The sequence below is a fragment of the Sphingomonas elodea ATCC 31461 genome, assembly GCF_000226955.1.
Lineage (GTDB): Bacteria > Pseudomonadota > Alphaproteobacteria > Sphingomonadales > Sphingomonadaceae > Sphingomonas > Sphingomonas elodea.
This window is the reverse complement of sequence record NZ_AGFU01000045.1, coordinates 1-26996: the sequence shown is the minus strand read 5'-3', so window position 1 is coordinate 26996 and position 26996 is coordinate 1. Positions and strand designations below refer to the sequence as shown.

Below are 26996 nucleotides of genomic sequence, written 5' to 3'. Positions count from 1 at the left end.
GGTCGCCGTCATCGGCGCGATCTGCACCGGCTTTTCCATGCCGATCAGCATCGGGCCGATCATCGAATCGCCGCCCAGCTCGCGCAGCAGCTTGGCCGAGATGTTGGCCGATTGCAGGCCCGGCATGATCAGGATGTTGGCGGGGCCGGAGAGGCGCGCGAACGGATAGTTGGCGAGCAGCTTCGGGTTCAGCGCCACGTCGGGCGCCATGTCGCCTTCATATTCAAAAGCGACGCCGCGCGCGTCGAGCACCTTCACCGCATCGCGGATATTGTCGACCCACTTGCCCTCGGGATTGCCGAAGGTGGAGTAGCTGAGCAGCGCGACGCGCGGCTCATGGCCCATCCGCCTGGCGACCTGCACGGTGCGCTCGGCGATATCGGCCAGCTCCTCGGCGTTCGGGCGTTCGCTGACCGTGGTGTCGGCGATGAACACGGTGTGCGACTGGCCGACCAGCACGTGGATGCCGAACGGGGTGCGGCCGTCGACCGGATCGATCACGCGGCGCACCTGGCGCATCGTTTCGGCATAGGTCCGCGTCACGCCGGTGATCATCGCATCGGCATGGCCCATGCGGAGCAGCAGCGAGCCGAAGATGTTGCGGTCGCGGTTGACCATCCGCTCGCAGTCGCGGCGCAGATAGCCGCGGCGCTGGAGCCGCTTGTACAGCGTCTCCACCATGTCCTCGACCAGCGGCGAGTTGACGCTGTTGTGCAGCTCGAAATGATCGGGGTTGGCGCCGAGCGCGCGGAGGCGATCGTGCACCGATTCCCGGCCCACCAGCACCGGCGTGCCATAGCCGCCTTCCTGGAAGGCGATCGCGGCGCGCAGCACCACTTCTTCCTCGCCCTCGGCGAAGATGACGCGCTTCGGCTGGGCGCGGGCGCCCTCATAGGCCATGCTGAGCACCGACGTGGTCGGGTTCATACGCGCGCGCAGCTGCTGACGATAGGCCGTCATGTCGATGATCGGCCGGGTCGCCACGCCCGAATCCATCGCCGCCTGCGCGACGGCCGCCGGGATGATCTCGATCAGCCGCGGGTCGAACGGGGTCGGGATGATATAGTCCGGGCCGAAGCTGTGCGACGTGCCATAGGCCGTCGCGACTTCTTCCGGCACCTGCTGCCGGGCGAGTTCGGCGAGGGCGCGGGCGGCGGCGACCTTCATCGCGTCGTTGATCGTCGTTGCGCGCACGTCGAGGGCGCCGCGGAAGATGAACGGGAAACAGAGCACGTTGTTCACCTGGTTCGGATAGTCCGAACGGCCGGTGGCGATGATCACGTCCGGGCGCACGCGCTTCGCCTCGGGCGGGGTGATCTCCGGATCCGGATTGGCCATCGCGAAGATGATCGGCTTGGGCGCCATCTTCTCCAGCAGTTCGGCCGGCAGCGCGTTGGCGGCGGAGAGGCCGAGGAACACGTCGGCGCCTTCCAGCGCCTCGGCCAGCGTGCGGCGGTCGGTGCGGGCGGCATGCGCCGACTGCCACTGGTTGATGCCCTCGCGGCCCTGATAGATCACACCGGTGCGGTCGCACATCAGCAGATTGTCCTGCGGCAGACCCATCGCCTTGATCAGTTCGGTGCAGGCGATCGCGGCGGCGCCGGCGCCGTTGACGACGATCCTGGTCGTCTTGATGTCGCGACCGGTCAGGTACAGCGCGTTGATCAGGCCCGCGGCGGCGATGATCGCGGTGCCGTGCTGGTCGTCATGGAACACCGGAATGTTCATGCGTTCGCGCAGCGTCTGCTCGATCACGAAGCATTCGGGGGCCTTGATGTCTTCCAGGTTGATGCCGCCGAAGCTCGGCTCCATCAGTTCCACCGCGTCGATGAAGCGATCGACATCCTCGGTCTTCAGCTCGAGGTCGATCGAGTCGACGTCGGCGAAGCGCTTGAACAGCACAGCCTTGCCTTCCATCACCGGCTTGGACGCCAGCGCGCCGAGATTACCGAGGCCCAGGATCGCGGTGCCGTTGGAGATGACCGCGACGAGGTTGCCCTTGGCGGTATAGTCATAGGCGGTTGCCGGATTTTCGGAGATGGCCAGCACCGGCACGGCGACGCCCGGCGAATAGGCCAGCGCGAGGTCCCGCTGGGTCGCCATCGGCTTGGAGGCGACGATCTCGATCTTACCGGGGCGGCCTTCGGCGTGGTAGCGAAGTGCTTCGCGATCGGAAAACTGGACGTTGCTCTCTTCGGCCATCCGTTCGGCTCCTAATTTCTCGGACTGTTTCCGCCCCTAAAGCAGCCCGAAGCAGCGATTGCAAACCGCAGAAGGCGTTTTCCGCGCATTCCCCTACGTCGCTTTAATATGATGAATTGCGTAGAGCGCGCTGTCGTTTGACTGCCAGACCGGCACCAGTCGCGGGTCACGCGGACCGGGCGGCAGCGTCACGTCGATCAGCCAGAGATAGTCGACCTGATCGAGCGGCAGGCGCGGCAGCACCTGCGCGATGCCCAGCCGCGGGTTGCCGGTGCCGGTGGTGCCGGTGCAGCCCGGCGCATAGACGATCTGCGACGGGTCCGTCGCGAAGCCCGCGGGGGCGTAGCGAACCTGCAGCAGATGTACGGCTTTGACCGCCCAGTGGACATTCACCCAGGCGTCCCGCTCCGCCGTGGCGAGGGCGGCGAGATGGGTGGTGCGCGGTTGCCGCCAGCCGCGGGCCCCGCAATCGCTGAGGGTAAGGTTCAGCACCCGGCTGCCCGGGGCGATATGGTCCAGCGCCGCCAGTTGCCGCGCATAGTCGCGGCCATAGCCGATGAAGCTTGCGGTGGTGACGGCGAAGCGCAGCACCAGCAGGGCCGCGCCCGCGACCGCCACACCGCGGCGCAGCCGGGGGCCGGTGCCGTGCCAGTCCTGCAGCACCAGCGCGAGCATCATCGCATGGGCGAGCAGCCGGGCATCGACATTGGCGGTGCCGGAAAGCTGGAAGGGCGCGACCAGGAACAACGCGAAGCTGCCCCACACCGCCCAGGCGCCGGGCCGCGCGATCCGCGCGCCGCACATCCGCCCGACGATCAGCACCGCGACCATCGCCAGCGCCGCAGCGACGTCGAACACCAGGTTCTGATCGCGGACGAGGTTGAACAGCGCGTCGGCCTTGCTCGGCCAGTTCCACAGGGTCACTCCGCCCTGCTCCCCGCCACGGGCCAGCAGCACCGGGACCGCCGCAACGCCGAGCGGCCAGAGACGTGCAGCCAGCGTCTTCAGGCGCCATGGCCCGAGACGCTCCGCCTCGAACGCCGCGATCCACAGCGCCAGCAGCGCCCCGCCCTCGCCATGCGCGAGGAACAGCGCCGGCGTTAACAGCGCGAAGCACGCGGCGCGAAGCCTTGGCCGGGCATCCCAGCCCATCCACAGAGCGAATCCGCACAGCGCCAGCGCCGCGCTCAGTGCATAGTTGACGAAGCCCCAGAGGAAGCTGTCGTTATAGACGAGGATCAGCGCCCAGGGCAGCGCCGCCGCCCCCCGCGGGTTGAGCCTGCGCGCGACGCCGAGCAGCCCCAGCATGGTCAGCACCGGCACGGCGGCGCAGACCAGCCACATCGCCGCGATCGGCCCCAGCACCGGATGTAGTGCCTGCACGACGAGGTCGCTGCCGAGGTTGAGCGTCGGCCGCCAGTCGAAACTGAAATAGCGGTGCAGCACGCTGTCCGCAGGCGCCATCTGTACCGCGAACCGCCCGATATGGCCGGGTACGTCGACCAGCGGCGGCACCGGCACGAACAGGAAGGGCAGCGCTGACACAAGCGCCAGTACCGCGATCCACCGCCATTGCAGCACGCGCGGAGCCTGCGAGGGCGGGAAGGTCTTCATCCGCGGCGCCTTATCCCCAGTTTCCACCAGCGTCACCCCATGGCGGCGGTTGTGCCGCCCCCCGTGCTTCCGGTAGCGAGACGCGATGTCTTCCGCCGCCCCTACTCCGATGATGGCCCAGTATCTCGCGCTCAAGGAAGAGGCGGGGGATTGCCTGCTGTTCTACCGCATGGGCGACTTTTTCGAGCTGTTCTTCGACGATGCGAAGATCGCGAGCAGCGTGCTGGATATCGCGCTCACCTCGCGCGGCGAGCATGAGGGCGACAAGATCCCGATGTGCGGCGTGCCGGTGCACGCGATGGAGGCCTATCTCGCCCGGCTGATCAAGGCGGGCCACCGCGTCGCGATCGCCAACCAGACCGAGACGCCCGAGGAAGCGAAGAAGCGCGCCGGATCGAAGGCGCTGGTGGCGCGCGCGATCGTCCGCGTCGTCACCGCCGGCACGCTGACCGAGGAGGCGCTGCTCGACAGCCGCACCGCCAACTGGTGCGTGGCGGTGGGCGAGGCCGGGGGCGGCGTCGCGATCGCCTGCGCCGATATTTCCACCGGCCGGTTCGAGCTGATCGAAACCGATGCCGCGCGGCTGGAGGCCGAACTCGCCCGCCTCAATCCCGCCGAGACGATCGCCTGCGACGCCACCGAGTTCGCCGAACTGACGACCGCACTCCGCCCCAAAGTCGATTTCGACAGCGCCGGCGGCGAGGCGCGGCTGAAGCGGCTGTTCGGCGTGGCGACGCTGGACGGCTTCGGCCAGTTTTCGCGCGCGGGGCTCGCCGCGGCGGGCGGGCTGGTCGCCTATCTGGAGCATACCGCCAAGGGCTCGCTGCCGTTCCTTCGCCCGCCACGGGTCAGCCGCGCAGAGGCGGCGATGGCGATCGACGCGGCGACGCGCGAGAGCCTGGAGCTTACCGTCAGCGCCGCCGGCGCCCGCAAGGGCAGCCTGCTCGACGCCGTCGACCGCACGGTCACCGGCGCCGGCGCGCGGCTGCTCGGCGCCGATATCGCCGCCCCGCTGATGGACCGCGCCGCGATCGACGCGCGGCTCGACCTCGTCACCCTGTTCCACGACGATGCGGGCCTGCGCGACGGCATCCGTGCGACGCTGCGCGCGCTGCCCGATATCGGCCGCGCCCTCGGCCGCCTCGCCGCCGGACGCGGCTCCCCCCGCGACCTCGGCCAGCTCCGCGACGGCCTGGACGGCGCCTGGCGGCTGGGCGCGCGGATCGATCGTCTCACCGATGCCCCCGCCCTGCTCCGCGAGCTCGCGCCGCAGCTGCGCGGCCACGGCGCGCTGATCGACCTGCTCACCCGCGCGCTGGTGCCCGAACCCCCGGTCGACGCCGCGCATGGCGGCTATATCGCCGAGGGCTACGATGCCGCGCTCGACGATCTGCGCGATGCCGGCGCCGGCGGCCGCCGGGCGATCGCCGCGCTGGAGGGCGAATACCGCACCCGCACCGGCATCACCGCGCTCAAGATCCGCCACAACGGCGTGCTCGGCTATCACATCGAAGTGCCCGCGCGCTCGGCCGATGCGCTGATGAAGCCCGACAGCGGCTTCACCCATCGCCAGACGCTGGCCGGCGTCGTCCGCTTCAACGCGCCCGAGCTGCACGACGTGGCCGTGAAGGTGACCCAGGCCGGCGCCCACGCCCTTTCCGCCGAAGCCGCGCATCTGGAGGACCTGACCGCGCAGGCGCTCGCCCGCCGCGAGCCCGTCGCCGCCACGGCGGATGCGCTCGCCCGGATCGACGTCGCCGCCGGCCTGGCCGAACGCGCCGCCGAGGGCGGCTGGGCGCGGCCCGAACTGGTCGAGCATCGCTGCTTCGAGATCGAGGGCGGGCGGCACCCGGTGGTGGAGGCCGCGGTGGCGCGCGCCGGCGGCCGGTTCGTGGCGAACGACTGCCGGCTGTCCGAGGACTCGCGCCTGTGGCTGGTCACCGGCCCGAACATGGGCGGCAAGTCGACCTTCCTGCGCCAGAACGCGCTGATCGCGGTGCTGGCCCAGGCCGGCAGCTACGTGCCCGCCACGCGCGCGACGCTGGGGCTGGTCGACCGGCTGTTCAGCCGCGTCGGCGCCTCGGACAATCTGGCGCGCGGCCGCTCCACCTTCATGGTCGAGATGGTCGAGACCGCCGCGATCCTGGCGCAGGCGACCCCGCGCAGCTTCGTGATCCTCGACGAGGTCGGCCGCGGTACCTCCACCTATGACGGGCTCGCCATCGCCTGGGCGGTGGTGGAGGCGATCCACGAGGACAATCGCTGCCGCTGCCTGTTCGCGACGCACTATCACGAACTGACGAGGCTGGCCGAGCGCTGCGACGCGCTCACCCTCCACCATGTCCGCGCCCGCGAATGGAAGGGCGATCTGGTGCTGCTGCACGAACTGGCCGACGGCCCGGCGGATCGCAGCTACGGCATCGCCGTCGCCCGCCTCGCCGGCATGTCGCCCGCCACGGTCAAGCGCGCCAAGGCGGTGCTCGACAAGCTGGAAGCCGGCCGCGCCAAGACCGGCGGGCTGGCGGCAGGCCTGGACGACCTGCCCCTGTTCGCCGCCGCCGTGCAGGCCGAGGAAGAGAAGGTCGACGCGCTGCGGCAGGAACTGGAATCGATTGATGTCGACGCGCTCAGCCCCCGCGACGCGCTGGACGTACTCTACCGCCTGAAGGGGCTGGCGAGGGAGGAGTGAAGGACACTCAATGTACCGAAGGATATACCGAAGGCGGTACAGGTTCGTACGGTCCAGTCGCGCGATATTGGATCTTCACACCTAGCGCCTTTTGCTCCCGCCGGAACACCCGCGCGTCCTTCGCATAGGCGAGCGACAATCGATCCGTATCAAGCCAGCCTACCGAGGCCCAGATCGCATTGTTCGGCTCGACACGCGCCGCGCCGTGATCCGAATCCGCAATGAAAATCGTGGTCGCGCCTGCCAGGCCGTCAGCTCTCACGCCCACCGCAACATGCGTCGCGAAATCCGCCGTTGCGCCGCAGTCCCGCACGAAAAGAAAGGCGGCGAGCAGGCCGTGCGGCTGGGGCTTCGCCTCAACCAGCTTGTCTTCACAAACGGCAGCTCCCGAACAGGCGGGCAGCGCCAGCACGACGGCAAGGGACACGAAAATCCGCATTTGGCCAGTCTAGCGAAACGTCCCGACTAGGCCAGCGGCGTTCAGGCCGCCGCGCGCGTCCTGTGCGCTTCCAGGAAGGCCGCGGCATCGGCCGCGGGCAGCGGCCGCGAGAACAGATAGCCCTGGAATTCATGGCAGCCAAACGCGCGCAGGAACAGCTGCTGCGTCTCGTCCTCCACGCCCTCCGCCGTCACGCCGATGCCGAGCGACTGGCCGATGCCGAGCACCGCCTGGATGATCGCCCGCGCATCCTGGGAGCTGCCCAGGTCGCGCACGAAGCTCTGGTCGATCTTCACCCGGTCGATCGCCAGCTTGTGGAGGTGCGACAGGCTGGAATAGCCGGTGCCGAAATCGTCGAGCACCAGCTGCGCGCCCGCTTCGCGGAGCCGCAGGAGGCCCTGCTCCACCCCGGCATCCATCGCCAGCATCGCGCTTTCGGTGACTTCGAGCTGCAGCTGGCGGGGATCCATGCCGTACCGCGCAAGAATGGCGAGGATGCGCGCATCGATGCCGGGGCTGCGCAGCTGGATCGGCGACAGATTGACCGCCAGCGCGATCTCCGGGAAGCGCACCATCATCGCCGCCGCCCGATCGAGCACCCATTCGCCCAGCGGCACGATCAGGCCGCTCGCCTCGGCGATGGGAATGAACGTCGCGGGCGGGATCATGCCCCGCTCCGGATGGTTCCAGCGGACCAGCGCCTCGACCCCGACGACCCGGTGCCCGCCGGCATCCAGCACCGGCTGGTAATGCACGTCGAGCTGGTCGCCTGCCGCCAATGCCCGGCGCAGCTCGGCCTCCAGCGTGCGGCGCAGCTGCACCTCGGCCGCGAGCGCCGCATCGAACAGCCGGAAGACATTGGCCGGCTGCTGCTTCGCCTCGTACAAGGCGAACTCCGCGCGGCGGTGGAGTTCCGCAGCGCCCACCCCCGGCTCCGCCCAGGCGCAGCCGATCGAGAGCCCCAGCGTCACCGCGCCGGCCGGCCCGGCCAGGGGCGCCTCGCCCATCGCCAGCACGCGCCGGCAGGCCGCTTCGGCCGCGGCGGCGTCGGCACAGTCGTCGATCAGCAGCGCGAAGGTATCACCGCCGGTGCGCGCCACCCGGTCCGACCCGCGGGCAGCGCCCGCGAGCCGGTAGGCAAAAGCCCGAAGCAGGGCATCGCCGACGCACTCGCCAAATGCATCGTTGATGTCCTTGAACTGGAAAAGGTCGATCAGCAGCAGCGCAGGCTGCGCCGCCGGGCGTATCGCGAGCCGTTCGGCCAGCTGCTCGTTGAGCGCGGCGCGATTGCCCAGGCCGGTCAGCGGATCGTGAAAGGCGAGGTGGCGGGCGCGGGCCTCGGCCTCGCGCAGGGCGGTGACGTCGCTGAGGATCGTCAGGACAAGGGGCTCGCCGTCGAGTTCGATACGCCGCCGCCGGGTGACGACATGACGGGGAGCGCCGTCATATCCATCGATGGTTTCCTCGGTCTCGAGATCCTCGCCGGTGGCGAAGACCTGCGCATGCTCGGCGGTGTAGCGCTCGAGCTGGAGGGGCGAGAGATAGTCGTGCAGCGGCGTGTTCAGCCAGAACGCACGGTCCTTGCCGGCCAGCGCGCAGAAGGCGGTGTTGACTTCCACCATCCGGTCGGCGCGGTCGACGAGGAAGACCGGCGACGGCAGCGCCTCCAGCATGGCACGCAGACAGGATCCGCGTGCCGCACTCGCGCCTCCCTGTTCACTCTGCGCCATGTGGCACCCCGTTTCCCGGTTGGATCGGGGAGCATCCCTGCCCGCGCGACTCGGATCCGGCCAAGCCGGGTCATGTCCATATCGCCTGGGTAACGTTTTGCTAACGATGCGCCGCGGGACATTGCGGGGCTCAAAAATGAAAGAGGCCGCCGGGCCCCTATCCAGGGTACCCGGCGACCCCCGACATGGTCAGCGGCCGGAGAGCTCCAGCCCGGGAGACCATGCGGACCGCTTCACCTGCAGCTGCCGGCGTTGATTGGAGGAGAATACCTCCCGCACGGCATCACGGACGGAGGGCTTCCGTCCGCGCGGCAAGGTCAGCGGCGCGTCTCCCGAACGAACTGAACCGACCTCACTGCTGAACCATGAGACATCGGATCACCTCCTTTCGCTTGTTGAAGAGCCTGTGCCTCTCGACACACTTGACATGTAGGACGCCCCTGAGTCGCAGAACAAGTCTTGTAAAAGAATTTTATCGGTGCGATTCTGAGAGTCTGGCGCCGGTTGCACCGCGCCGCGTCACTTGCGGCAGTCCTCCACCACCCGCAGAATCTCCGGCCAGGCCGGCAGCACCAGGGTCGGCAGGCCACCGCCCTCCACGACCAGCCGCCCGCGGCTGAACCCCATCGCGTCGAGGAAGCCGTCGTTCGCGGGGAAGCCGGTCGCGATGGTGCCCGGGGCCTGCGCGTCCGGCACCATCGGCACGGTACGGACGGCGCTGGTGGTCCGCACGGTAAGCGTCGCGGCCGCGCCCCCTGCCCGTGCGAAGGTGACACGCCGTGCCGCCAGGTCGCAGCGCAGGCTGGCCAGCGGCGCTGCACCGGCCGTGCCATAGCTGGCAACCCCGCCCCGGGCCTCCGACCGATAGCGCCAGTCGCCCGGCGTCAGCGGCCAGTCGCGCCAATCCGCCCCCAGCGCCGGCGCCGGGCGCGGCGCGACGGGAGCAGGTGCGGGCGCAGGTCGGGCTGCCGGAGCCGGCGGCGCTGTGGTCGGGGCGGGCACGCAGCCGGCGAGCGGGACAAGGCCGGCACCGGCGAGCAGGAAAAGCGATCGCATGGACGCGCTTATGGGCGAGCACAGGTCCCGCCTCAACCACGACCGCCCGCAGCAACGCGGCGGCCTGCCGCAGCCGACGACTACTGGAGGGTCGTCGTGGTGCGGATCGCCTCGGTCATGCCGGGAAGCCAGCCGCCGCCGTCGCGCAGCTTGAAGGTGTTGGCATAGGCCCAGGCACAGCTCTGCACCCCGATCGAGGCATAGGCCGAGGATATCGTGCCGTAATAGAGGATCCGCTGCGCCAGCGGCACGCCGGGATCGTCGGTCGCGCCATATTCGCCGACGAACACCTGTCGACCGGTCGTGCGCATATAGGCGCGCACCGTCGCCAGGTTCGCGTCGAGTCCGCGATAGTCGGCCGCGCTGCCGAAGGTCCGGCCCAGCGGCGGCACCGGGAGGGGAGCCAGCCAGGTGGCATTCTGATGGGTGAAATCGAACGGATCATAGGTGTGGATCGTCACCACCAGCCGCGGATCGTCCGGCAGCTGCAGCGTTGCGAGCGAGGGCACCCCGCTCCAGTTCTGCCCACCGATGATCACCGGGCGCGTCGGGTTGGTGACCCGCACCGCCGCCAGCGCCGGGGTGAGGATAGCCTTGAGGTTGCTGTCGTTGAGCGCGCCATTGGGCTCGTTCATCAGCTCGAACCAGACGCTCGCCTCCGGCGCGTCCGCAAAGGCGGCGGCGATCTGCTTCCACAGCCCGGCAAAGCGTTCGGCATGGGCCGCAGGCGCGGTCGCCATTTCCTCATAGTGGTGGAGGTTGAGCATCACGTTCAGCCCGGCGGCGCGGGCCGTATCGACGACATGGCGCACGCGGGCGAGGAACGCCGCGTCGATCGTGTAGGGCGCGGTCGCCAGCGCGTGGCTGGACCAGCGTACCGGCAGCCGGATCGTGTCGAACCCCGCGGCCTTGATCAGCGTGAAGTCGGCGTCGACGATCGCCCGGCCCCAGTCCCCCTCCTTCGGCGCCTCGAGATGGTTGCCCATGTTGACGCACTTGCCGATCGGGATCGTCGCCCCGGTGGTCGCCCGGAAGGCGGCGGCAGGGGTGTAGCTGACGGGCGTGGCCGTCGGAGAGGGTGTCTGGCTTGGCGTGGGCGTAGGGCTGGGCACCGGCGTTGCGGCAACCACCGTTCCTCCCGCCGAAGAACCACCGCCACAGGCGCAAAGCGCCACCACACTCAAGCCGGCAAGCAAATCCCGCGCCCGCATCCGTCCTCTCCCCTGCCCCCGGCTTCAACGCCGGCACTGACTACGTTGTCATTCAAGCCGCGAGACAATGCAATGGCTTGTGGCAACTGGGAAAAGAGTATCACATCGCCGCGCGCCTCCGCGCGCGTGACAGACCCGGACGCCTCGCGCGGCTACCCCCGCCGCGGCCCGCCGAACTTCGTCTTGGTCTGCTTGCCGAAGCGCGTCTTGCGCGTCCCCGGCTTGCCCTCGTTGCTGCGCCCCATGATCGGCGCCTTGCGTTCGCCCTCGGGGAGCCCAAGCTCCTCCGCCTCCAGCGCGCGGATCTCGTCGCGCAGACGGCCGGCCTCCTCGAACTCGAGGTTCGCGGCGGCGTCGCGCATCTTCTTCTCGAGCTCCTCGATATAGGCACGCAGATTGTGGCCGACCATGTGCGGGCGATCGGCATCGATCTCCACGGTGACGCCGTCCTTCGAGGCGACGTGCGCGATGATGTCGCCGATATTCTTCTTGACCGTCTCCGGCGTGATGCCGTGCTCGAGATTGTACGCCATCTGCTTCTCGCGGCGGCGGCCGGTCTCGGCGAGCGCGCGTTCCATGCTGCCGGTCATCCGATCGGCATAGAGGATCACCCGGCCTTCCACGTTGCGCGCCGCGCGGCCGATCGTCTGGATCAGCGAGGTCTCGGAGCGCAGAAAGCCCTCCTTGTCGGCATCGAGGATCGCGACCAGCCCGCATTCGGGAATGTCGAGCCCCTCGCGCAGCAGGTTGATGCCGATCAGCACGTCGTACACCCCCATCCGCAGGTCGCGGATCAGCTCGATGCGCTCCAGCGTCTCGGTGTCCGAGTGCATGTAGCGGACCTTCACGCCCGCCTCGTGCATATATTCGGTCAGGTCCTCGGCCATCCGCTTGGTGAGCGTGGTGACCAGCGTGCGATAGCCCTTGGCGGCGGTCGCCTTGCACTCCTGGATCAGGTCCTGCACCTGCTCCTCGACCGGACGGATCTCCACCGGCGGGTCGATCAGCCCGGTGGGGCGGATCACCTGCTCGACGAACACGCCGCCGGTGCGCTCCATCTCCCAGTCGCCGGGGGTGGCCGAGACATAGGTGGTCTGCGGCCGCATCGCGTCCCATTCGTTGAAGCGTAAGGGCCGGTTGTCGATCGCGCTCGGCAGGCGAAACCCGTACTCGGCGAGGGTCAATTTGCGCTTGTGGTCACCGCGCGACATGCCGTTGATCTGGCCGATCGTCTGGTGGCTCTCGTCGACGAACAGCAGCGCGTTTTCCGGCAGATATTCGAACAAAGTGGGCGGCGGCTCGCCCGGCAGGCGGCCGGTGAGGAAGCGGCTGTAATTCTCGATGCCGGCGCAACTGCCCGTCGCCGCGATCATCTCCAGGTCAAAGTTCGTGCGCTGCTCCAGCCGCTGCAACTCCAGCAGCTTGCCCTCCGCTTCCAGTTCCTTGAGCCGCTCGGTCAGCTCGTGGCGGATCGCCTCCATCGCCTGCTTCAGCGTCGGCCCCGGCGTCACATAGTGGCTGTTGGCATAGACGCGGACATAATCGAGGCTCGCCACCTTCTTGCCGGTCAGCGGATCGAATTCGACGATCTCCTCGATCTCGTCGCCGAAGAAGCTGATCCGCCAGGCGGTATCCTCATAGTGCGAGGGGAACAGTTCGAGATTGTCGCCGCGCACCCGGAACGCGCCGCGCCCGAAGGCGGCGTCGTTGCGCTTGTACTGGAGCGCCACCAGCTTGCGGATGATCTCGCGCTGGTCGACCACCTGGCCCTTCTTCAGGTCGAAGATCATCGCCGAATAGGTCTCGACCGAGCCGATACCATAGAGGCACGAGACCGAGGCGACGATGATCACGTCGTCGCGCTCCAGCAGCGATCGGGTGGCGGCGTGGCGCATCCGGTCGATCGCCTCGTTGATCGAGCTTTCCTTCTCGATATAGGTATCCGACCGGGGCACATAGGCTTCGGGCTGATAGTAATCGTAATAGCTGACGAAATATTCGACCGCGTTCTCTGGGAAGAAGTTCTTGAACTCGCCATAGAGCTGCGCGGCGAGGATCTTGTTCGGCGCGAGGATCAGCGCGGGACGCTGCAGTTCCTCGATCACCTTGGCCATGGTGTAGGTCTTGCCCGAACCGGTGACGCCGAGCAGCACCTGGTCGCGCTCGCCCGCGCGGGCCTGTTCGACCAGTTCCGGAATCGCGAAGCGCTGGTCGCCCGAGGGCTGATAGTCGGAGACGAGCTTGAACGCCTTGCCGCCCTCCGCCTTTTCGGGGCGCTGCGGGCGGTGGGGGATGAAGGCCTGGCCCGTCTCGGGCTCGGCAAGGTTGGTCCGGATCTGGATCGCCATGCCGTTGAATATGGGGAGCAAGGCGCCGTCTGAAAAGCGGCCCGTCGGTCAGGCGTCGGGTCGGTAGGCGATCCGCCACATGGCCAGCCCGATGCCGGCGGCGAGCAGCGCCACGGCGAGGCCCTGTGCGGCCCTGAGCGCCAGCCCGAGCAGCCAGCTGCGCGTATCGATCGGCGCGATCGTGTAGAGCCCGGTGCCATAGCCCTGCGCGCCCAGATAGAGGCCGAGCCCGAGCAATCCGGTCACCAGCGCGGCGTGTCGTCCGCGCCGCAGGCCGAGCGCGTGCAACACCAGCCAGATCGGCCCGCCGACCGCCGCCAGCGCGATGCCGCTGAAGATCGCGCCGAGCAAGACGCCGCTCAGCAGCGCGAACGCCGCCCGCTGCCCTGCACCGATCAGCAGCATCAGGATCAGCAGCCCGCCAAGCGCGCTGCCGACGCCCAGCGCCTTGCCGACGCCGTCAATGCTCGTCCGATAGTCGCGCGTCGCGCCGATGCCGTTGCCCATACGCCCCTTGCCCCGCGCGCCTTCTAGTGAGCGCGCGCGGGACGCTCAAGCTCAGCGATACCGGTCGAACTGGCCGGTGGCGCGGCAGCGTGCGATGCCCTCCTCGCTCGGCGGCGGGGGCGGGGTGCCGATCGCCGGCACGTCGAAGCTCCGGCCCAGCGGATGATCGATAAAGCGCGCGGGGTCGGTGCCGCCACAGCGCAGCATCGCCGCCAGCATGTCCGGGGGCGTGCGATAGGCTTCCCAGGAAAGGCGGAAGGTGCCCCAGTGGATCGGCAACGCCCAGGGCCGGCCGAGCCCGACCCAAACCCGGATCGCGTCGCGCGGGCCGATATGCGCATCCGCCGCCATCTGGCCGGGCTTGAAGCGGAAGGCGCCCACGGGAATCGCCGCGAAGCGCACCGGCCCCAGCGCGGCGGCCTCGGCCGGCCATTTGCCGTCGCCCCAGCCGGTATCGCCGGCGAAGAACAGGTTGCCGCCCGGCAGCGTCACCACGAAGCTGGACCACAGCGCACGGTTGCGATCGGCGAACCAGCGGCTGCTCCAGTGATGGTTGCGGGTGACCACCACGTCGATGCCCGGCCGAAGCGTCAGCCGCTGCCCCCAGTCGAGCCCGCGCGCCGGCACGCCCGCCTGCCCGATGACGCTGTCATTGCCCAGGCCGGTCACGATCACCGGCCGGTCCCGCTGCCAGATCGTCTTGAGCGTCGCGAGATCGAGATGGTCGTAATGGTTGTGGCTGACGACGATCAGGTCGATCCTGGGCAGGTCCGCCAGGCGCACGCCGGGCACCGCGACGCGCTTCGGCCCCATGCCGAGCGGCCCGGCGACGTCACTCCACACCGGATCGGTGAGGATGTTAAGGCCCTGGGTCTGGATCAGCACGCTGGCATGGCCGATCCAGCTGACCTTCATCGCCTGCCCTGCGACCCGCGCGGGGGGACGGCCTTGGGTGACGGGCACGCTGGCGGGCCATGCCGGCTGCCGCCCCACGCTGGCGATCCGGTGCGCGAGGAACACGAAGGCGAGCGCGGGTGCCGGCGCGGTTTCCCCATCGGGATTGGCAAAGCGGGCGCCGTCGAAATGCCCGGTCTCGCCCCCGCGGTAGTAGATGCGGTCGAGGAAGGGCGGCACCAGCGTCAGGAACAGGCACAGCGCCACCACGATCCAGAGCAGGATACCACCGAATACCTTCACCATGGTCGCAATACGCATGGGCATGGCTGATGGCCGCAAAGCCCCTTGCGATCAACCGCGCCGATCCCCTAGCCCGAACGCATGACGCTGCCCCTTACGCCTGAAGACGCCGCCGCCGAGCTCGAACGCCTCGCCACGGAGATCGCGCACCACAACCGTCGCTATCACGACGAGGACGCGCCCGAGATCAGCGATGCGGACTTCGACGCGCTCGTCCGCCGCAACGCCGAACTCGAAGCCGCCTTCCCCGATCTCGTCCGTGCCGATTCGCCGTCGCGCCAGGTCGGGGCCACGCCGTCGGGCCCGCTCGCCAAGGTGGCGCATGCGCGGCAGATGTTCAGCCTCGACAACGGCTTTTCGGACGAGGACATCGCCGACTTCCTCGGCCGCGTCCGCCGCTTCCTCAAGCTGGCCGACGATGCCGCCGTGGAACTCACCGCCGAACCCAAGATCGACGGCCTCTCCTGTTCGCTGCGCTATGTGAACGGCGAACTCGTCCAGGCGCTCACCCGCGGCGACGGCCGGATCGGCGAGGACGTGACGCCGAACGTCCGCACCATCCGGGACATCCCGCACCGCATCGAGGGCGCCCCGCCGGTCTGCGAGGTGCGCGGCGAGGTCTATATGGCCAAGGCCGATTTCGCCGCGCTCAACGCCCGGCTGCTCGCCGAGGCGGAAGAGACCGGCAAGGAAGCCCGCCAGTTCGCCAATCCGCGCAACGCCGCCGCCGGATCGCTGCGCCAGAAGGACGCCGCCGTCACCGCGACGCGGCCGCTGCGCTTCCTGGCGTGGGGCTGGGGCGAGCTGAGCGAACCGCTGGCCGACAGGCAGTATGCGGCGATCGACCGCATCCGCGCCTGGGGCTTCCCGGTCTCCGACCTGTTCGTCCGCGCACCCACGCTGGAGGATGCCCTCGCCCAGTACCGCGCGATCGAGACGCGCCGCGCCGATTTAGGCTTCGACATCGACGGCGTGGTCTACAAGGTCGACCGGCTCGATTGGCAGGAGCGGCTGGGCACTGTCGGCCGCGCGCCGCGCTGGGGCCTCGCCCATAAATTTCCCGCCGAGCGCGCCCAAACGACGCTGCTGGCGATCGACATCCAGGTCGGCCGCACCGGCAAGCTCACGCCCGTCGCGCGGCTGGAGCCGGTGACGGTGGGCGGCGTCGTCGTCAGCAACGCGACGCTGCACAATGCCGACGAGATCGCGCGGCTGGGCGTGCGCCCCGGCGACCGCGTGGTGCTCCAGCGCGCCGGCGACGTGATCCCCCAGATCGTCGAGAACCTGACGCGCGACGAACCGCGCGCCGACTGGCACTTCCCCGCCCATTGCCCGATCTGCGCGTCGGAAGCGGTGGCCGAGGAAGGCGAAGTGGATGTCCGCTGCACGGGCGGGCTGATCTGCCCGGCGCAGCGGCTGGAGCGCTTGAAGCATTTCGTCAGCCGCGGGGCGCTCGACATCGACGGGCTGGGCGAGAAGACGCTGATCGAACTGCTCGACCTGGGCTGGATCGCCGAGCCGGCCGACATCTTCCGCCTCGCGCGGCACCGGGGCGACCTGCTCGGGCGCGAAGGCTGGCAGGAAAAGTCGGTCGACGGCCTGCTCGCCGCGATCGAGGCGAAGCGCACGCCCGATACCGCGCGGCTGCTGTTCGGCCTGGGCATCCGCCACATCGGCGCGATCACCGCGCGCGACCTGCTCAAGCGCTATGTCACCCTCCCCGCGCTGGAGGCGATCGCCGACGAACTGATCGCCCTGCGCGACGCCACCCCGCCCCAACTCGGCGAGACCGAGGCGAAGCACCGCACCCGGCTCGACAAGGCGATCGCCGAGCGCATCGGCGTCGAGAATGTCGGCGCGGCGGTGGGCCATGCGCTGGCGGACTTCTTCCACGAACCGCACAACCGCGCGGCCTGGGCCGATCTGCTCGGCGAAGTCGCCCCCCCACCCTTCGTGGTGGAATCGCGCGACTCGGAAGTGACCGGCAAGACGCTGGTGTTCACCGGCACGCTGGAAGCGGTGAGTCGCGACGAGGCGAAGGCGCAGGCGGAGCGGCTGGGCGCGCGGGTATCGGGTTCGGTATCGGCGAAGACCGATCTGGTGATCGCCGGTCCGGGCGCCGGATCGAAGCTGAAAAAGGCGGCCGATCTGGGGATTCGCGTGATCAGCGAGGCGGATTGGCTGTCGATTGTAAGCGCTTCCGAGTGATGCCTTTTTGCAACGCACCATAGTGGAACGTTCCGGACGTATTGACTGTCACAATTCCGCAATCAAAGCCAAGCAGGGGGCAGCCAGACAGATGGCGTGAAAAGCCACGACTGGCAGCCACAGGCTCAAAAAGGGAACTCTCGATGCGAACGCACTATCTTGCAGGCGTGGCTGCTGCCGCGCTGCTCATCCCGGTTGCCGCGCACGCGCAGGAAACCACCTCCACGATTCGCGGCACCGTGACCGCCAACGGCGCGCCGGTTGCGGATGCGACGGTGGTCACCATCCACGTGCCGTCGGGTACGCGTTCGCAGGTCAAGACCGACGCGGAAGGCAACTTCAACGTCGCCGGTCTCCGCACGGGCGGCCCCTACACCGTCGAAGTGACCAGCGCCTCGGGCAACCAGACCGTCACCGACATCTACACTGTCGTCCAGCAGGTCTATGCGCTGCCGATCGATCTCGCCGCGACCGCCGATGCGGGCGCCGAGATCGTCGTCACCGCCTCGCGCATCAAGGGCGCCGGCATCACCTCGAACGGCCCGTCGACCGTTCTCGACGCGCTCCAGATCTCCAAGGTTGCCTCGGTCAACCGCGACATCCGCGACATCCAGCGCCGCGACCCGTTCGCCACGCTCGACGTGTCGAACAGCGGCGACCGCGGCGGCGCGGTTTCGTTCGCCGGTGTGAACCCGCGCTTCAACCGCTTCACCATCAACGGCGTGACCGTGGGCGACACGTTCGGCCTCAACCAGGACGCCAGCCCGAACATCCGCGGCCCGGTTCCGTTCGACGCGCTGGCCCAGGTCTCGGTCTCGGTCGCTCCCTATGACTTCCGCCAGAGCGGCTTCCAGGGCGGCGCGATCGACACCGTGCTCAAGTCGGGTACCAACGAATTCCACGGCACCGGCTTCTACTCGCAGAACACCGACGGCCTGAGCGGCACCAAGATCGGCAGCACCGTCTTCGCCCGCCCGAAGTTCAAGTCGGAGACCTATGGCGCCACGCTGAGCGGCCCGATCATCAAGGACAAGCTGTTCTTCATGATCTCCGGCGAGCGCAACACCGATCCGCGCCCCTATTCGACCCTGGTGGCTTCGTACGCCAACCCGGCGCAGCTGAACCAGGCGATCACCGACATCAGCGCGATCGCGAAGAGCACCTACAGCATCGAGCCGGGCACGGCGCTGACGATCAACGACCGCAAGGACGAGAAGGTCGTAGCCCGCGTCGACTGGAACGTGATGACGGGCCAGAAGCTGTCCTTCTCGTACGTCAACTCGTACAACGTGCAGGGCAGCCAGAACAACACGTCGCTCGCCGCCACCACCTATGGTCTCAGCACCAATGCCTATGCGCTGAGCGAACTGCTCCGCGCCGGCATCCTGCAGCTGAACTCGGACTGGACCAGCAACTTCTCGACCGAAGCGCGCCTGATCTATCGCTGGACGCGCCGCGGCCAGGAGCCGTTCGGCGGCCGTCCCAACGGCCAGCTCGGCGTATGCTATGACGCGGCGTCGGCCGGCACGATCTCGACCTGCTCGGCCGGCATCCCGACCGTCACCTTCGGCCCGGACAATTCGCGCCAGACCAACCAGCTGTTCTACGACACCTGGGCCGGTTCGTTCGCGACCCGCTACCAGGCCGGCAACCACGAAATCCGTGCCCTGATCGACGTCACCCAGAACCGCACGTTCAACAACTTCGTGCAGAACAGCCTGGGCAGCTGGTATTTCGACTCGCTGGCCGACTTCCAGGCGCGCCGCGCGGGCACGCTCCAATATTCGGCGATCATCGGCGGCGGCAACAGCGCCGCGGCCAATTTCCACTACACCGCCTACACGCTGGGCGCGCAGGACGACTGGCAGGTCAACGACGCGCTGCGCATCACCGCCGGCGTTCGCTACACCATGTACGGCATGCGCGACCTGCCGACACTGAACCCGTATTTCACCCAGCGCTACGGCTTCTCGAACCTGAAGACCTACAAGGGCCTCGACCAGTTCGAGCCGCGCCTGAGCTTCGAGTTCAAGCCGGCCGCCAAGCCGTTCAGCTTCCGCGGCGGCGCGGGCATCTTCGGCGGCGGTTCGCCCGACATCTATCTGTCGAACAGCTTCTCGAACACGATCACCACCAACTCGCTGGTCATCACGCGTTCGGCATCGGGCGCCAACACCTGCACCGGCGGCGTTCCGGACGCGATCTGCCAGGCCGCGCTCAACAACGTCACCGGCAAGGTGTCGGACGCGCTGGCCGCCTATGCCAGCGACACGGCGAACAACCCGAACATCGCCCGCACCAACACCGGTGCGATCGCACGGGATTTCCACCTGCCGCGCTCGCTCAAGGCGACGCTGTCGGGTGACCTGAACCTGTGGGGTTTCAACTTCGGCGCCGACTATTACTACTCGAACACGCTCGACACGCCGATCTTCGTCGACGCGCGCTCGGTGCAGGTGGGCACGCTGCCGGACGGCCGTCCGCGCTACAACGGCCTGCTCGGCTTCAGCGACAACAACTTCGACATCCTGGTGACCAGCGCCCACAAGGGTCGCTCGCACATCGGCGTGGTTCGCTTCGACAAGAAGTTCGACTGGGGTCTGTCGTTCGGCGGCAGCTACACGCTGCAGGACGTTCGCGATGTGGGCAACGCCACCTCGTCGACGATCAACTCGAACTTCCGCAACCAGTTCTTCGCGGACCCGAACTTCCCGGTGCTCGGCACGTCGAGCGACCAGATCAAGTGGTCGTACAAGTATAACATCGGCTTCGATCACGCCTTCTTCGGCGACTATCGCACCGTGATCCAGCTGTTCGGCGAAACCCGCGCGGGACGTCCGTACAGCTTCACCATGCGCGACACCCCGACGAACCGTACCGGCGTGTTCGGTACCGTCCTCACCGGCGGCACCACCAACACCAACCTGCTGTACGTGCCGAAGGCGGGTACCGACGCGATCGTGCAGTATGACAGCGAGGCGACCAAGAACGCGCTCGAATCGCTGATCAACAGCACGGCGCTGAAGAACTATCGCGGCCAGATCGCGCCGAAGAACATCGCCCGCAACCGCGCCTTCACGCAGATCGACCTGCACCTCGAGCAGGAAATCCCGACCTTCGTGGGCCGCTCGCGCCTGTCGGTGTTCGCGGACATCAACAACGTGCCGAACCTGATCAACAAGAACTGGGGCGGCCTGCGCCAGTTCGGCTTCCCGTACGCCGGTGCGGTGGTGACCGTGAATTGCGTCAACACGGCAGGCGTTGTGATCCCGTCGACCGCAGCGATCGGTGCGCCGACCGCGACGGGCGCGGCAACCACGGCCAACCCGAACCCCGCCAATGGCTGCGCGAAGTATCAGTATTCGAACTTCCAGCCGGTCAACAGCTCGGCGGTCAACTTCAACGGTTCGTTCTACGCGATCCGCGTCGGCGCCCGCTTCACCTTCTAAGCGGCACCGATCAACCTTTCACGAATGCCGGGCACCGCAAGGGCCCGGCATTTTTTTTGCTCCCTTCGCCCACCGATGGTAGAGGCGCGGCGTGGCAAAGACTTCGCTTCCGCTTCCGCGCGTCAAGATGTTGGGCCTTACCAAGCCCGACCTGTTTTCCCGACCCTTCTTCGAAGACAAGGGCCGCGCCTTCTGGATTCTCCAGGCCACCGGCTGGAGCGGCTATCTGCTGCTGCGTTCGGTCTCGTCGATCTCCAACGGCCTGTCGGTCGAAGGCCTGATCAAGGCGATCATCGAAGCGATCGTCGGCTATTGCCTCACCCTGCTGCTCTCGGCGCTCTACGGCTTCTACCGCCGCCTGCCGCGTATCCCGGCGGTGCTGCTCACCCTCGCCACGCTGGGCGCGGCAACGCTGCTCTACGCGGCGCTGGAGGCCTTTACCTATTCGTTCAACGCGGCCGAGCCCGGGATCACGGTGGCGCGGGTGGTGGGTGCCAGCTTCCTCACCTTCACCGTGCTGGCGGGCTGGTCCGCGCTCTATTTCGGGATCAACTTCTACCTGATCGTCGAGCAGCAGATCGATCGGATGCAGATCCTGGAGAACCAGGCCTCCAGCGCGCAGCTGGCGATGCTGCGGTATCAGCTCAATCCGCACTTCCTGTTCAACACGCTCAACTCGATCTCGACGCTGGTGCTGCTCAAGCAGACCGAGCGGGCCAACATCATGCTGTCCCGCCTCTCCTCCTTCCTGCGCTACACGCTGGCCAACGAGCCGACCGCGCACGTCACGCTGGCGCAGGAGATCGAGACGCTGAAGCTCTATCTCGAGATCGAAAAGATGCGCTTCGACGAGCGGCTGCGGATGCATTTCGATCTCGATCCGCGCGTCGCCAAGGCGCGGCTGCCCTCGCTGCTGCTCCAGCCGCTGGTCGAGAACGCGATCAAATATGCCGTCAGCACGCAGGAAGAGGGCGCCGACATCATCGTCTCGGCTCGGCTCACCGGCGATAGGGTGCAGATCGCCGTGTCCGATACGGGTCCGGGATTGATCGAAGCGCGTCCCAGGCCGACGCTTTCCACTGGCGTGGGGCTCGCCAATATACGGGAGCGGTTGGCACAGGCTTTCGGGCCTGACCATCGTTTCGAGACGCGAACGAAACCCGGGGAAGGTTTCAGCGTTGAGATCGAGATACCGTTCCAGCTTGAGGAACCGAACCGAGAGGCCGCATGACCATCCGTACCATCCTCGTAGACGACGAATCCCTGGCGATTCAGGGGCTCGAGCTCCGGCTCCAGGAGCATGAGGATGTCGAAATCATCGACAAATGCTCCAATGGCCGTGAAGCCATCCGATCGATCAAGACGCACAAGCCCGACCTCGTTTTTCTCGACATCCAGATGCCGGGCTTTGACGGGTTCTCGGTAATCCAGGGCCTGATGGAGGTCGAACCGCCGCTGTTCGTCTTCGTCACCGCCTTTTCCGATCACGCCATCCGCGCCTTCGAGGCGCAGGCGGTGGACTATCTGATGAAGCCGGTGGAGCCGACCCGGCTGGCCGACACGCTCGACCGCGTCCGCCAGCGCCTCGCCGAGAAGCGCGGCGTGGAGGAAGTGGAGAAGCTGAAGGAAGTGCTCGCCGAAGTGGCGCCGGATGCGGTGGACGACATCGCTGCCGGCGACGGCGCCGAGCCCGCCGCCAATCGCTTCGAAAAGCTCATCAACATCAAGGATCGCGGCCAGATCTTCCGCGTCGACGTCGACACGATCGAACGGATCGACGCGGCCGGCGATTACATGTGCATCTATACCGGCGACAACACGCTGATCCTGCGCGAGACGATGAAGGATCTGGAAAAGCGGCTCGATCCGCGCCGCTTCCAGCGCGTCCACCGCTCGACCATCGTCAATCTCGACCTGGTGCGGCAGGTGAAGCCGCACACCAATGGCGAGTGTTTCCTGGTGCTCGATTCGGGCGCGCAGGTGAAGGTCTCGCGCTCCTATCGCGACGTGGTGGCGCGCTTCGTGCATTGACCGGAGGACCGGGCGGCCGTCGCCAGACGCCGCCCGGTGCCCCTCACCCGAACAGTTCAGCGAGGAAATTGGTCATCGCCTGCCAGCTGCGGCGATCGGCCTTGGGCGCATAGGCGATGTCGGGGTTCTTGCTCTGGACGCGGCTCCGGTCGGTAAAGGCGTGGCCGGCATGGCCATAGGCGTGGAGCTGCCAGTCCGCGCCGCGGGTGGTGAGTTCCTGCGCCAGCGCCACCGTCGCCTCGGGCGGGCACAGCGGATCGTTCCAGCCATGGCAGACGAGCAGTCTGGCCGTGATCGGCGCGTCCGCGGGCAGATCCGGCCGATCATAGACGCCGTGGAACGAAACGCCGCCCAGGATCGGCAGCCCGGCCCGCGCCATGTCGAGCACGCACTTGCCGCCGAAGCAGAAGCCGATCGCCGCCAGCCGGTCGCGATCCGCCGGGCCCAGCGCGGCCAGCGTTTCCAGCGACGTTGCTAGCCGGTCGCGCAACAGGGCGCGATCGGCGTTCAGCGTATCCATGTACCGCGCATAGTCCGGGTCGCCCATCGCGGTGCGCTTGCCCTGGCCGTACAGGTCCGCGACCAGCGCGACATAGCCGAGCCGCGCGAGATCCTCGGCCTTCTCGACATCGGCCTGCTTGGCGCCGAGCACGTTGGGCAGCACCAGCACGCCGGGGCGGGCATGGCCGACATCGTCGTCCCACACCGCCGTGCCTTCGAAGGGGCCGCCGGGGCCGTCATAGACCAAGGTCTGCCGCACCACCGCCATGTCGCATCACTCCTGCGCTTGTCCCTGTCGCCCGTGTCGCTAAGGACGGCGGCAACTTGATGCAAGGAGATCGCCCATGCCCACGCTCGTCCTGATCCGCCACGGCCAGTCGGCCTGGAACCTGGAAAATCGCTTCACCGGCTGGTGGGACGTCGACCTGACCGAGCAGGGCGTGCGCGAAGCGACCGCCGCCGGCACGCTGATGAAGGAGAAGGGCCTCGACTTCGACCTCGCCTTCACCAGCTTCCAGAGCCGCGCGATCAAGACGCTGCACCTGGCGCTGGAGGCGATGGACCGGCTGTGGCTGCCGGAAGAGAAGGACTGGCGCCTCAACGAGCGCCATTATGGCGGCCTGACCGGCCTCGACAAGGCGGAGACGGCGGCCAAGCACGGTGACGAACAGGTGAAGATCTGGCGCCGCAGCTTCGACGTGCCGCCGCCGCTCCCCGAGGCGGGCTCGCCCTGGGACCTGACCCAGGACCCGCGCTATGCCGGCATCCCGATCCCGCAGACCGAGAGCCTGAAGGACACGATCGCGCGCGTGCTGCCCTATTGGGAACAGCGCATCGCCCCCGAGCTGAAGGCCGGCAAGCGCGTGCTGATCGCCGCCCACGGCAATTCGCTGCGCGCGCTGGTCAAGCACCTGTCCGGCATCGCCGACGAGGATATCGTCAGCCTGGAAATCCCGACCGGCCAGCCGATCGTGTACCAGCTCGACGACGAGCTGAAGGAAATCGAGCGCTATTATCTGAGCGAGCGGTGAGTTTCTGACTTTAAGCCCATCCTCCTCGGAGGAGGGGTTTGGGGGTGGAGGGATTCCAGAACGTCGGTTGGTCTCGGTGAGACACAGCCCCACCCCAACCCCTCCCCTGAAGGGGAGGGGCTAGACATTATCCCCTCACCGCCCGCGCGGCCCCAGATCCGCCGGGATCGTCGCCCGGTACTGCGGTGCCACCCGCGCCTTGCTCGCCTGCTCGTACGCATAGCCCGCGCGCAGCAGCAGCCCGTCCGCATAGGCCGTGCCGATGAACGACAGCCCCGCCGGCAGCCCGTTCACCAGCCCCATCGGCACGGTGAGGTGCGGATAGCCGGACACCGCCGGCAGCTCGCTGGCCGAGGGGCCGACGAACTGGTCGCCATGCGCGGGGTCGCTCAGCCAGGGCGTGCCGTAGGTGGGCGTCACCAGCAGCTGCGCGCCCGCCGCCTTGAGCATCGCGTCGATCCCCTCCGGCCCGGCCAGCCGCTGCGATTTCGCCCGTGCCGCCTTGTAGTCGGGATCGTCGAGGCCCTTGGTCGCCTCGGCCTTGAGGAAGGTTTCCTGGCCGAAGAACGCCATCTCCTCGCCCGCATGCGCCTTGTTGAACGCGATCACGTCGGCCAGCGTCCGCACCTTCACCGAAGCGGGCGTGGTCGCCAGATAGGCGGCGAGATCGGCCTTGAGCTCGGTATAGAGCACCAGCCCCTCGGCCTCGCCCAGCCCGTCGAGCTTGGGGACCTTCACCTCGACCAACGTCGCCCCCGCCGCGCGCAGTTCGGCCAGCGCCTTGTCGAAGCGGGCGGCGAGATCGTCGGCCATCTCCGGCCGCCAATAGCCGATCCGCATCCCCTTCAGCGCATCGGCGGCGAGGCCCGCCGCATAGTCCTTGCGGTAGGCATTCGCGCCCTTGGTGGCCGGATCGGCGGGGTCCTCGCCGACCATCGCGGAGAAGAGCAGCGCCACGTCCGCCACGCTGCGGCCCATCGGCCCCGGCGTGTCCTGGCTGTGGCTGATCGGCACCACATGCGTCCGGCTGACCAGCCCGAGCGTCGGCTTGAGGCCGACCAGCCCGTTCATCACCGAGGGGCATACCACCGAGCCATCGGTCTCGGTGCCCACCGCGACCGCCGCGAAGCTCGCCGCCGCCGCCGCGCCCGATCCGCTCGACGATCCGCAGCTGGTGCGATCGAGCGCATAGGGATTGCGCACCAGCCCGCCGACCGCGCTCCACCCGCTCATCGACCGGTCGGAGCGGATGTTCGCCCATTCGCTGAGGTTGGTCTTGCCGAGGATCACCGCGCCGGCCGCGCGCAGCTGCGCCACCACCGGCGCGTCGCGGCCGGTGCGATTGTCCTTGAGCGCCAGGCTGCCGGCGGTGGTCGGCAGTTCCTTCGTCTCGATATTGTCCTTGATCAGCACCGGCACGCCGTCGAGCGGGCCCAGCGGCCTGCCCGCCTTGCGCCGCGCGTCGCTGGCGCGCGCCTGGGCGAGCGCATCGGGGCTGACCGCGATCACCGAGCGGAGCGTCGGGCCCTTGCCATCCATCGCGGCGATGCGGGCGAGATAGGCGGCGGTCACCGCGGTGCTGCTCGTCTTGCCCGCGGCGAGATCGGCGGCGATTCGCGTCGCCGGCACCTCCTCCACCCGCACCTGCGCCATCGCCGGGCCGGCCGCCGCCAGCGCCAGCATCGCTACACCCCAAGTCCGCATCGCAGCCCCCTTTTGTGTGGTTTGGAGACAGCCTAACGTGGCGCGAAACAAGCGCAATCCTGCCCCGATGGACAATCGGCAAGATCGGTCAGGCGCGGCCCCGGGCCGCTCCCTAGGAAGGCGTCGCCACGGAGGAACTGATGCAGACGCCGCTCGCCCGCTACCATGCCCGGATGCAGCGCGTGCTCGACCATGTCGACACGCATGCCGAGGAGGATCTGAGCCTGGAGACGCTGGCGGGCGTCGCGGCGTTTTCGAAGCATCATTTCCACCGCCAGTTCAGCGCGCTGTTCGGCCTGTCGGTGCATCGCTACGTCCAACTCGTGCGGATGAAGCGGGCGTCCTACCGCCTCGCCTATCGGCCGGGCGAGGCCGTAACCGATATCGCGCTCGACGCCGGCTACGAAGCGCCCGAGGCGTTCGCCCGGGCCTTCCGCCAGCGCTTCGGCCAGGCGCCCTCGCAGTTCCGCGCGGCGCCGGACTGGCACCCCTGGCACGCGGCCCTCGCGCCGCTAACCCAAGCCCGGAGCCAGACGATGCAGACCCGATTCACGACCACCGACGTCACCACGCTCGACTTTCCCGCCACCCCGGTGGCCTTCCTCACCCACCGCGGCGACCCCGCGCATCTCGGCGACACGATCCGCCGCTTCATCGCCTGGCGCAAGACGACCGGCCACCGCCCGCCGGCGAGCGCCACCTACACCATCTTCCACACCGACCCGCGCACCACGCCGCCGCAGGACTATCGCCTCGACCTCTGCGCCGGCGCGGCGCATCCGGTGGCGGATGCCGCCCACGGCATCGAACCCGGCCTGATCCCGGCCGGTCGCTGCGCGATGCTGCGGGTGGTGGGCCAGGCCGACGATCTCGAACCCGCCGCGCTGTTCCTCTACCGCGAATGGCTGCCGGAAAGCGGCGAGGAGCCCGGCGACTTCCCGCTCTTCGCCCGCCGCGTCGCCTTCTTCCCCGACGTGCCCGAGCATGAATCGGTCACAGAGCTCTATCTGCCGCTCAAATAGCCCCCATGGTGCAGCTTGCCCCGCCACGACCCCCAGCGGTTGTGGCGGGGGGGGGTT

General features: G+C 68.3%; 18 protein-coding genes. 7 read left to right on the top strand and 11 right to left on the bottom strand.

What is annotated here, in order from left to right:
• Both KK7_RS0113235 and KK7_RS0113230 read right to left on the bottom strand, forming a co-directional pair.
• The coding region (locus tag KK7_RS0113235; protein ID WP_010545122.1) for an NADP-dependent malic enzyme at positions 1-2202 on the bottom strand (2202 nt) is incomplete at its 3' end.
• A gap of 93 nt (positions 2203-2295) precedes the next feature.
• Complete coding sequence (locus tag KK7_RS0113230) at positions 2296-3816, bottom strand: hypothetical protein (RefSeq protein WP_010545121.1); 1521 nt, start codon at positions 3814-3816, stop codon at positions 2296-2298.
• 109 nt (positions 3817-3925) lie between these two features.
• On the opposite strand from KK7_RS0113230, the gene mutS reads away from it, so the two are divergent.
• Complete coding sequence (mutS, locus tag KK7_RS0113225; RefSeq protein WP_010545120.1) at positions 3926-6505, top strand: DNA mismatch repair protein MutS; 2580 nt, start codon at positions 3926-3928, stop codon at positions 6503-6505.
• A gap of 7 nt (positions 6506-6512) precedes the next feature.
• Here mutS and KK7_RS0113220 read toward each other — a convergent pair whose 3' ends face one another.
• The 7 genes from KK7_RS0113220 to KK7_RS0113190 form a co-directional block, all read right to left on the bottom strand.
• Entirely contained in the window at positions 6513-6944 is a 432-nt protein-coding gene (locus KK7_RS0113220; RefSeq protein ID WP_010545119.1) for a hypothetical protein, read from the bottom strand.
• A 41-nt stretch (positions 6945-6985) separates the two neighbouring features.
• Positions 6986-8674: a putative bifunctional diguanylate cyclase/phosphodiesterase gene (locus tag KK7_RS0113215; RefSeq protein WP_100207591.1), complete on the bottom strand. Its 1689-nt coding sequence runs from the start codon at positions 8672-8674 to the stop codon at positions 6986-6988.
• A gap of 519 nt (positions 8675-9193) precedes the next feature.
• Positions 9194-9730, bottom strand: coding sequence for a hypothetical protein (locus KK7_RS0113210; RefSeq protein WP_010545117.1), 537 nt, complete (start codon positions 9728-9730; stop codon positions 9194-9196).
• Positions 9731-9810: 80 nt separating this feature from the next.
• A complete protein-coding gene (locus KK7_RS20670; protein ID WP_237709211.1) occupies positions 9811-10860 on the bottom strand; it encodes a glycoside hydrolase family 5 protein in 1050 nt (349 codons plus the stop codon).
• Positions 10861-11093: 233 nt separating this feature from the next.
• Entirely contained in the window at positions 11094-13289 is a 2196-nt protein-coding gene (uvrB, locus tag KK7_RS0113200) for an excinuclease ABC subunit UvrB (protein WP_010545115.1), read from the bottom strand.
• Between the two features lie 48 nt (positions 13290-13337).
• On the bottom strand, positions 13338-13796 hold the full coding sequence (locus tag KK7_RS0113195; protein WP_010545114.1) for a hypothetical protein: 459 nt from the start codon (positions 13794-13796) through the stop codon (positions 13338-13340).
• 51 nt (positions 13797-13847) lie between these two features.
• Positions 13848-15017 (bottom strand): MBL fold metallo-hydrolase, encoded by a 1170-nt coding sequence (locus KK7_RS0113190; protein WP_010545113.1) that lies wholly within the window; start codon positions 15015-15017, stop codon positions 13848-13850.
• Positions 15018-15074: 57 nt separating this feature from the next.
• On the opposite strand from KK7_RS0113190, the gene ligA reads away from it, so the two are divergent.
• The 4 genes from ligA (at position 15075) to KK7_RS0113170 (ending at position 22681) form a co-directional block, all read left to right on the top strand.
• On the top strand, positions 15075-17201 hold the full coding sequence (ligA, locus tag KK7_RS0113185; RefSeq protein ID WP_010545112.1) for an NAD-dependent DNA ligase LigA: 2127 nt from the start codon (positions 15075-15077) through the stop codon (positions 17199-17201).
• A gap of 143 nt (positions 17202-17344) precedes the next feature.
• Entirely contained in the window at positions 17345-20650 is a 3306-nt protein-coding gene (locus KK7_RS0113180; protein WP_010545111.1) for a TonB-dependent receptor, read from the top strand.
• Positions 20651-20777: 127 nt separating this feature from the next.
• Positions 20778-21881, top strand: coding sequence for a sensor histidine kinase (locus KK7_RS0113175; RefSeq protein WP_029623272.1), 1104 nt, complete (start codon positions 20778-20780; stop codon positions 21879-21881).
• Entirely contained in the window at positions 21878-22681 is an 804-nt protein-coding gene (locus KK7_RS0113170; RefSeq protein ID WP_010545109.1) for a LytR/AlgR family response regulator transcription factor, read from the top strand. Before KK7_RS0113175 ends, KK7_RS0113170 begins: the two co-directional genes overlap by 4 nt.
• Positions 22682-22724: 43 nt before the next feature.
• Here the strand turns inward: KK7_RS0113170 and KK7_RS0113165 are convergent, their stop codons facing one another.
• On the bottom strand, positions 22725-23450 hold the full coding sequence (locus KK7_RS0113165; protein WP_010545108.1) for a dienelactone hydrolase family protein: 726 nt from the start codon (positions 23448-23450) through the stop codon (positions 22725-22727).
• A 76-nt stretch (positions 23451-23526) separates the two neighbouring features.
• On the opposite strand from KK7_RS0113165, the gene gpmA reads away from it, so the two are divergent.
• A complete protein-coding gene (gpmA, locus tag KK7_RS0113160; protein ID WP_010545107.1) occupies positions 23527-24213 on the top strand; it encodes a 2,3-diphosphoglycerate-dependent phosphoglycerate mutase in 687 nt (228 codons plus the stop codon).
• A 135-nt stretch (positions 24214-24348) separates the two neighbouring features.
• On the opposite strand, the gene KK7_RS0113155 is transcribed toward gpmA, so the two are convergent.
• On the bottom strand, positions 24349-25896 hold the full coding sequence (locus KK7_RS0113155; RefSeq protein ID WP_010545106.1) for an amidase: 1548 nt from the start codon (positions 25894-25896) through the stop codon (positions 24349-24351).
• Positions 25897-26057: 161 nt separating this feature from the next.
• Between KK7_RS0113155 and KK7_RS0113150 the strand changes: the two genes are divergently transcribed.
• On the top strand, positions 26058-26939 hold the full coding sequence (locus KK7_RS0113150) for an AraC family transcriptional regulator (protein WP_010545105.1): 882 nt from the start codon (positions 26058-26060) through the stop codon (positions 26937-26939).
• Positions 26940-26996 lie beyond the last annotated feature (57 nt).

Bases quoted from the DNA above. Each gene is read 5' to 3' on its own strand.
- KK7_RS0113170 (WP_010545109.1), top strand. From the start codon at position 21,878: ATGACCATCCGTACCATCCTCGTAGACGACGAATCCCTGGCGATTCAG.
- KK7_RS0113195 (WP_010545114.1), bottom strand. From the start codon at position 13,796: ATGGGCAACGGCATCGGCGCGACGCGCGACTATCGGACGAGCATTGAC.
- gpmA (WP_010545107.1), top strand. From the start codon at position 23,527: ATGCCCACGCTCGTCCTGATCCGCCACGGCCAGTCGGCCTGGAACCTG.
- KK7_RS0113150 (WP_010545105.1), top strand. From the start codon at position 26,058: ATGCAGACGCCGCTCGCCCGCTACCATGCCCGGATGCAGCGCGTGCTC.
- ligA (WP_010545112.1), top strand. From the start codon at position 15,075: ATGACGCTGCCCCTTACGCCTGAAGACGCCGCCGCCGAGCTCGAACGC.
- KK7_RS0113180 (WP_010545111.1), top strand. From the start codon at position 17,345: ATGCGAACGCACTATCTTGCAGGCGTGGCTGCTGCCGCGCTGCTCATC.
- KK7_RS0113175 (WP_029623272.1), top strand. From the start codon at position 20,778: ATGTTGGGCCTTACCAAGCCCGACCTGTTTTCCCGACCCTTCTTCGAA.
- uvrB (WP_010545115.1), bottom strand. From the start codon at position 13,289: ATGGCGATCCAGATCCGGACCAACCTTGCCGAGCCCGAGACGGGCCAG.
- KK7_RS0113190 (WP_010545113.1), bottom strand. From the start codon at position 15,017: ATGCCCATGCGTATTGCGACCATGGTGAAGGTATTCGGTGGTATCCTG.
- KK7_RS0113215 (WP_100207591.1), bottom strand. From the start codon at position 8,674: ATGGCGCAGAGTGAACAGGGAGGCGCGAGTGCGGCACGCGGATCCTGT.
- KK7_RS0113220 (WP_010545119.1), bottom strand. From the start codon at position 6,944: ATGCGGATTTTCGTGTCCCTTGCCGTCGTGCTGGCGCTGCCCGCCTGT.
- KK7_RS0113230 (WP_010545121.1), bottom strand. From the start codon at position 3,816: ATGAAGACCTTCCCGCCCTCGCAGGCTCCGCGCGTGCTGCAATGGCGG.
- KK7_RS0113155 (WP_010545106.1), bottom strand. From the start codon at position 25,896: ATGCTGGCGCTGGCGGCGGCCGGCCCGGCGATGGCGCAGGTGCGGGTG.
- KK7_RS0113165 (WP_010545108.1), bottom strand. From the start codon at position 23,450: ATGGCGGTGGTGCGGCAGACCTTGGTCTATGACGGCCCCGGCGGCCCC.
- mutS (WP_010545120.1), top strand. From the start codon at position 3,926: ATGATGGCCCAGTATCTCGCGCTCAAGGAAGAGGCGGGGGATTGCCTG.
- KK7_RS0113210 (WP_010545117.1), bottom strand. From the start codon at position 9,730: ATGCGATCGCTTTTCCTGCTCGCCGGTGCCGGCCTTGTCCCGCTCGCC.